The sequence below is a fragment of the Marinobacter sp. B-21 genome (genome assembly GCF_056857895.1).
Genome location: NZ_JBSXNZ010000061.1, coordinates 23536 through 30753 on the forward strand (window position 1 = coordinate 23536; position 7218 = coordinate 30753).

At 58.6% G+C, this 7218-nt stretch carries 6 protein-coding genes; 4 read left to right on the forward strand and 2 right to left on the reverse strand.

Annotated features, from left to right (window positions below):
* Positions 1 to 16: 16 nt before the first annotated feature.
* Positions 17 to 2779, reverse strand: a complete 2763-nt coding sequence (locus AC13C0_RS06900) for a bifunctional acetate--CoA ligase family protein/GNAT family N-acetyltransferase (RefSeq protein ID WP_117620108.1) — start codon at positions 2777 to 2779, stop codon at positions 17 to 19.
* A gap of 208 nt (positions 2780 to 2987) precedes the next feature.
* Between AC13C0_RS06900 and AC13C0_RS06905 the strand changes: the two genes are divergently transcribed.
* Entirely contained in the window at positions 2988 to 3914 is a 927-nt protein-coding gene (locus tag AC13C0_RS06905) for a histone deacetylase family protein (protein WP_117620107.1), read from the forward strand.
* 6 nt (positions 3915 to 3920) lie between these two features.
* Here AC13C0_RS06905 and AC13C0_RS06910 read toward each other — a convergent pair whose 3' ends face one another.
* Positions 3921 to 4838 (reverse strand): flagellar protein MotY, encoded by a 918-nt coding sequence (locus AC13C0_RS06910; protein WP_117620484.1) that lies wholly within the window; start codon positions 4836 to 4838, stop codon positions 3921 to 3923.
* Between the two features lie 225 nt (positions 4839 to 5063).
* Here AC13C0_RS06910 and pyrC point away from each other — a divergent pair, with 225 nt between their 5' ends.
* The 3 genes from pyrC to AC13C0_RS06925 form a co-directional block, all read left to right on the forward strand.
* Positions 5064 to 6104, forward strand: a complete 1041-nt coding sequence (gene pyrC / locus AC13C0_RS06915; protein ID WP_117620106.1) for a dihydroorotase — start codon at positions 5064 to 5066, stop codon at positions 6102 to 6104.
* A 34-nt stretch (positions 6105 to 6138) separates the two neighbouring features.
* On the forward strand, positions 6139 to 6795 hold the full coding sequence (gene rnt / locus AC13C0_RS06920) for a ribonuclease T (RefSeq protein WP_117620105.1): 657 nt from the start codon (positions 6139 to 6141) through the stop codon (positions 6793 to 6795).
* Between the two features lie 284 nt (positions 6796 to 7079).
* On the forward strand, positions 7080 to 7218 hold a 139-nt coding region (locus AC13C0_RS06925; protein WP_482953755.1), incomplete at its 3' end, for an AbrB/MazE/SpoVT family DNA-binding domain-containing protein.

The following is a 7218-nucleotide window of genomic DNA, read 5'->3' on the forward strand; positions in this document are numbered from 1 at the left end:
GGGTCAGATGAACTTTTCATCTGACCCCATTTTCATCTGACCCCATTTTCCCCAACCGCTCCCGCTGCCAGTCCTTTTCCGGTTCATTCAGAACCAGCCGCAGATCCATCACTTCCTCTTCCGTGTTGAACTTGATCTCGAAACCCAGATGCTCCGCCAGTTGCAACATCGGGCGGTTGTCCGGCAGCACGTTTCCGACCATTTCCATGGTGCCCCGGGCACGGCAGTAGTCGATCATTTTCTGCATCAGTGCAACGCCCAGGCCTTCACCCTTCATTTTGTCGTGCACCATCACCGCAAACTCGCATTGTAGGTTGTCGGCGTCGGTCCACGTTCGCACGGTTCCAAGGGTTTCCTCACCCTCGCCGTCTTCCTTTGGCGCGTTGGCGATGAACACCATTTCCCGGTCGTAATCAATCTGCACCATCTGGGCCACGTCTTCCCGGGAGAAGTGCTTGCGGTACTGGAAGAACCGGTAGCGGATGGATTCGGGCGACTGCAACTCATGGAAGGCCCGGTGGGCAGGTTCATCCTCGGCCAGTACCGGCCGGATAATCACCCGCCGGCCGGATTTCGGTAGCACAATCCACTCTTCGAGCTCTCTGGGGTAAGGCTGGATAATCGGCCGGCCGGGCTTGTCCGCCAGGTTGATGGCGATATTCACGGCTACAGCCCCCTGTTCGTTAAACAGCAAGGGCGCGATCTCCAGGCCCTGAATCTCCGGAATGTCGATCACAATCTGGGACAGTGTCACCAGGGTTTCAGAAACCGCCCGGATATCCTCCTCCGGCTTCAGGCTGTGTTCCTTGAGCAGCTTGTACATATAGGTGCGGCGCAGAAGCTCCCTTGCCAGCACCATGTTCAGAGGCGGCAAAGCGATCTGGCGGTCGGTCATCACGTTGATCTGGGCACCGGCGGCACCGCAGACCACGAGTGGGCCAAACAGCGCGTCCCGGGTGATGCCAACGCTGAACTCGATACCACCCACATGCTGGTAGGAACGCTGCACCGCAAACCCAAGAAAGCCACTGTCCGGGAAGTGACTCTGATATTCCTCCATCAGGTAGCGGCAGGAATCCATGATGGCTGCTTCACTGTTCAGCTTCTGCACGGTGCCCTTGTAGCGCCGTTGTGTCGGACTGAGATTCAGGAATGGGTGGCAGGCCTGCTCATGAATGATGGTGATATCGATCGGCCTGCGTTCAACCGCAAAGGCCTCCAGCACCTCTTCCATGTCATCGCAGTAAATCGTGTCAATGGTGCTGACCCCATAGTCCCGAACAAGATCACGGGCTTCGCGGTTGGACAAGTGGTAGCGCCCCGAACGCAATGCCCTCATGACCACCTTACGAGTGTGAGTGCGGTCGGCAAAATGATCGGTAAAGGATTCCGGGGTTTCCGTCAGCAGCCGCTGAACCCGCTGATGGCGAACATGCTGCATGAACGCCATCACCGCCTTCTCCGGATTGAAGAACGACGGCAACCCGGCCCGATAGAACTCCTCCCGGGCATCCATGACCGTACTTTGGCCCAACCAGCAGGTGAACACATTCAGGCGGGTGCCCTTGGAAGCCTGCACCACCGCGTCAGCAATCTGGAGACTGTCTTCGGTCAGGCTGGGTGCGTACATCACCAGCACATTCGCCACTTCCGGATCCTTGGCCAGGATCTTAATGGCCTTGGCGTAAAGCTCAGGAGACGCATCGTAGTTAAGGTCAATGGGGTTTTTGCGGGTCCAGTATGGGGGCAGCAGCTGGGCCAACGCCTCGATGCTGGATTCCGACAACTCCGCCAGCTCACCGCCCAGGTCCGCCAGCCGGTCCACCGCCAGCACCCCCGGCCCTACTCCATTGGCCATGATCGCCAGCGTTTCCCGCCGGAGCGGTCGCATTCGCGTCAGTGTTTCCAGGGCATCGAACATCTGCCCCAGACCGTCAACCCGCAGCACACCGGCACGCTGCAGCATGGCATCATAGATCGGGTCACTGCGTTTGAGCCCGGCCGGTAATTCATGGGGAAACCACTCGGATTCCGGCACCCGGCCGGATTTCACCGCAATCACTGGCTTGGTGCGGGAAGCCACCCGGACCGCCGACATGAAACGACGGGCGTTAGGAATGTTCTCAATGTGTAGAAGAATGGCCCGGGTCTGGGTGTCCTGGGCCAGGTAATCAATCAGATCGTCATGATCGATGTCCATGCCATCGCCAAGGGTCAGAAAATAGGAAAACCCGACACCCCGGGCGAAAGCCCAGTCAATCACCGAGCTGGCAATGGTGCCCGACTGGCCAACGAAAGCCACCCGACCGGGAATCGCGCCCATGTGGGCATAGGTGGCGTTCAGGCTTCGGGCCGGCACCATCAGGCCAATGGTGTTGGGGCCAAGAACCCGAATACCGGTTTCCCGGGCGGCCTCCCGTACCGCATACATCAGGGGCTGCCCGGTTTTACTGTGGGTGCGGGACATGCCACCGGTCATTACAATGGCGGTACGTACCCCGGCCTCGCCGAGCCGCTTGATGGTCTTGGCAACGGTATCCGGCGGCGTACAAATGATCGCCAGGTCCGGGGAAAACTCCATTTTCGAGACCTTCCTGACGCAGGGTACCCCGTGCACGTTGTCGTAATCGTTCTGGTTAACCACCAGCAACCGTCCGGGATAACCGCCCCCCATCAGGTTCCTCAATACCATGCCGCCAAGGTTATCCGCGCGCTCCGACGCACCGGTCACCACGATGGATTCAGGGTTGAAAAGGCTCTCCAGATACCGGGTGCTCAAGCTGACTCTCCTTCTGTCCGGCCGGAAGGCCGTTGAGGTAATAAATGCAATAAAACAGGTTACTTATGGATGCGACCCTTATCTTATGCCGTGAACCGCAGATGTGAAATGGCTATCGTCTCTATAAGACCAAAGAAACACGGCACCCTGTGGTTTTCCCTGATAAGCTTGGAGAAAATATAAGCATATTGAAGGCAGCCCGAGACGTATGACCACGGCATTCTTTTCCCACGATGACTTCATGAGACACAACATGGGCCCGGAGCACCCGGAGAGCCCGGAGCGACTTGCGGCCATCATCAGTTATCTGGCGGATACCGGGCTGGACCAGAAGCTCGACTGGGTCCGGCCGGAGGAAATTACCCGTGATCAGCTTCTGACGGTGCACCCGGAAAAATACCTGCACCAGCTCGACCTGATGCAACCGACCCGGGGCCGGGTGTTTACCGACCCGGATACCGCCATGATGCCGGATACCCTTCGCGCCGCCCGCCTGGCCGCCGGCGCCAATATCCAGGCGGTGGATATGGTCATGAGCAGCCAGGTAACCAATGCCTTTGTCTGTGCCCGCCCGCCAGGCCACCATGCCGAGCGCGCCAAATCCATGGGCTTCTGTTTTTACAACAACGTCGCCCTGGCCGCCATGCGCGCGCTGACCTTCCATCATCTCGAACGGGTCGCGATCATCGATTTTGATGTGCACCAGGGCAACGGCACGGTGGATATTGTCAGTGGTGATGAACGGATCCTGATGTGCTCCAGCTTCCAGCACCCCTTCTACCCGCACTCCCACGTGCACCGGCAAGCGGAAAATATTGTGAACATTCCGATTGAGGCGAACTGTTCCTCAGAGGAGTACCGGAAGCGGGTGGAGGCGGGCTGGCTGAAGCGGCTGAACGACTTCAAACCCCAGTTGATCGTTATTTCAGCGGGCTTTGACGCCCACCGACTGGACCCGATGGCGGAGCTGAACCTGGATGCTGAAGACTACCGCTGGCTGACAGAAATGATTGTGGGCGTTGCCCATGAACATAGCAACGACCGGATCATTTCAACGCTGGAAGGCGGGTACCACCTGCGTGCTCTGGCGGAGAGTGTGAACGCCCATCTGGAAGTGCTGAATTCGGTTTACTGATCCCGGTTATCCCCGGAGATCCCCGCCGTAGCCGTTGGCCTGTTGCAGTTCCGGCTGGTCACCGGCCCGCTGCAGGCGAATGTTGGTTCGGCGATTGTCCGCCGGGCGGTTTGATACCGGGTACTGATCGCCATGGGCCCTGACGGTAATCATGTTTTCATCAAGCCCCCGGGCCTTGAGGTAATCCGCCACCACATTGGCACGATCTTCCGAGAGGGCCCGGTTGTTGATCCGGCTGCCAATACTGTCACTGTGGCCATCCACGAAAATCCGTTCCACTGTCGAGTCCGCAATCACATAGGTCACAATATTTTCCAGCAACTTCCTGTCCCGATCCGACAACTGGCTGCTGCCGCTGGCAAACGGAATGCGTGAGCGGCGGATCTGGTCAAAATTCACCGGCAGCAGGTTGGAAGTACAGCGCTGGTATTGCTGATACTCGCCGGAAAAATTGATGTTGGACACATATACCCGCACCGGCCGGCCGTCAAACCAGGACTCCCGGGTAACGACGGGGCGCATGCCATCAAGCAGGCCGCGAGCCAGAACAAAGGCCAGGCGGGTATCCAGAGTGACCTGGCGGCGATCATCCGAGACATTGACCGTTCCCAAGGGCCGCGGCGCCACACCCGGGCGCCAGGATGGCGCTTCTGCTACCAGGCTACCCCGCCCCGGGCGCATCAGCGGCGATTCAGATTCCAGAAAGAACGACAGGCTTTCGCCGGCGCGATGATAGAAAACCGCTCGCCCATAACCGGGCACTTCGTGCACCAGGCGACATTCGAAAACCGACTCGGCCAGGTACCACTGGCTATTTTCAATACCAGCACCATAGCTCGCAGCCTGCCCACTTGCGGGCAAAAACACACTGAAAAGGCAGGCGGCCAGCACAGTCATCGGATTGTTGCGGGGGCGGAATCCCATATCGGTTGCCATCGGTATCAGGGAGTTAAAAAGCTTTGAGTGTTTAACGGCCTTCGTCCGTGTTTCTTTAGCCCCCAGGCGAAAACAATCGCCGGCCCCTTCTGGTATAATCCGGCAAATTTTTTCAAGGTCCTTTAATTTCAGCCCCGGCCTTGCCAATTTTTCAGCCCCGGCCTTGCCAATTTTTCCGGCCCGGCCTCGCCAAAGGTATTGCGGACAACTGCCATGACAGACCAGCTTACTCTTACCCGCCCCGACGACTGGCACCTCCACGTCCGGGACGGCGATATCCTGAGGGACGTCGTGCCTGCCACTGCGGCCTGTTTCGGACGGGCCATCATCATGCCCAACCTGGCACCACCGGTAACAACCGCAGCGGATGCCACCGCCTACCGGGACCGGATCCTTGCAGCCGCCAGCGGCACCGGCTTTGAACCACTGATGACCCTGTACCTGACCGAAAGCACTACCCCGGAAACCATCCGGGAGGCCACAGCCGCTGGCATCGTGGCCGCAAAGCTCTACCCGGCCGGCGCCACCACCAATTCCGCCTCCGGCGTGAAGGACATCCGGAACATCTACCCGGTACTGGAAGCCATGGCCGACTGCGGCATGCTGCTTCTGGTGCATGGCGAGGTGACCGATGCCGATATCGACATTTTCGACCGGGAGAAGGTCTTTCTGGAGCGGGTGCTGGCCCCGACTCTGGAAGCATTCCCGAACCTCCGGATAGTACTGGAGCACATCACCACGGCCGATTCGGCGGACTTTGTGAGACAGCATAGCGGTGATAACCTGGGCGCCACCCTGACGCCCCAGCATCTGATGTACAACCGCAACCACATGCTTGTAGGTGGCATTCGCCCACATCTTTACTGCCTGCCAATCCTCAAGCGCAACCGCCATCAGCAGGCCCTGCGGGACGCCGTTGCCAGCGGTGACCAACGCTTCTTCCTGGGAACCGATTCCGCGCCCCACGCCAAAGATCGCAAGGAAGCGGCCTGCGGCTGTGCCGGGTGTTACTCCGCCTACGGCGCCATCGGCCTGTATGCCGACATCTTCGAAGAATTGGGCATTCTCGACAAACTCGAGGCCTTCGCGAGCTTCAACGGCGCCGATTTCTATGGCCTGCCGCGCAACACCGACACCATCACCCTGGTTCGTGAGCCCTGGACCATGCCCAGGGAGCTGCCCCTGGTTGAGGGCACCATTGTGCCGCTGAAAGCCGGTGAAACTGTTCACTGGCGGCTGGCGAAACATAGCTGATTCCTTCTCACACACGGCCAAGACCGGAGCTTGAGTGACTGACGAAAACAAACCACCGCACCCTATGTCCCGCCGTTTCCGCGGCTTTTTGCCCGTTGTTGTCGATGTGGAAACCGCCGGTTTCAACCCCGAGCGAGACGCGTTGCTGGAAGTGGCAGCCGTTATCCTGACCATGGACGACGACGGCTGGTTGCGCCGTACCGAAACCCACGTGCAGCAGATTGATCCCTTTGAAGGCGCCAATCTGGAGCAGTCCGCCCTGGACTTTACCGGCATTGACCCCTGGAATCCGGAACGGGAGGCGGTGCCCGAGCGGGAAGGCCTGAGCGAAATCTTCAATCCGATCCGTAAGGCCGTCAAAAACCACGACTGCAAACGGGCGGTTCTGGTTGGCCACAACGCGACCTTTGACCACAACTTCATCTTCGCAGCCGCACTGCGTTCCGATATCCGGCGCAATCCGTTCCATCCCTTTTCGACCTTCGACACCGCCACCCTCGCGGGCCTCGCCTACGGCCATACCGTCCTGGCCCAGGCCTGCAAGCTGGCCGGCATTCCGTTCAGTAACAAGGAAGCCCACTCAGCCGCCTACGATGCCGAAAAAACGGCAGACCTGTTCTGCGGTATCGTCAATCGCTGGAAGGAACTGGGCGGCTTTCCGCCTCCCCTGATCCCGGAAGAGACCGGATAACAGCCACAAAAAACCCGCCGAGGCGCAAGCCGTTCACTTAAAGTGGATTCAGGCAAGAGGGCCGGGCTACAAAGGTACCAATTCTGTGCAGCCATACAGTGTTGGTGCCTTTTTCCAATAGAAAGATATCTTTCCAGATCTCCCACTTGCCGGCCATGAACACCTCGTTATGGCCGAAACCGAGGCGCTTAAACCCGACAGGAAAACATGAGTCAGCGCTGGCTATTTTTTTGCCTAATTGATACCTTACCTATAGTAAGGATTTTGGTAAGAGGAAAGGTGAAATGACTACAGCAACGATTACCAGTAAAGGACAAATTACGATCCCGGCTAACGTCCGCACCGACATGAAGGTTGGCCCTGGAGATCGAGTGGAGTTTGTGAAAGTGGCGGAAGGTCACTGGGAAGTGCTTGCCGCTGTTG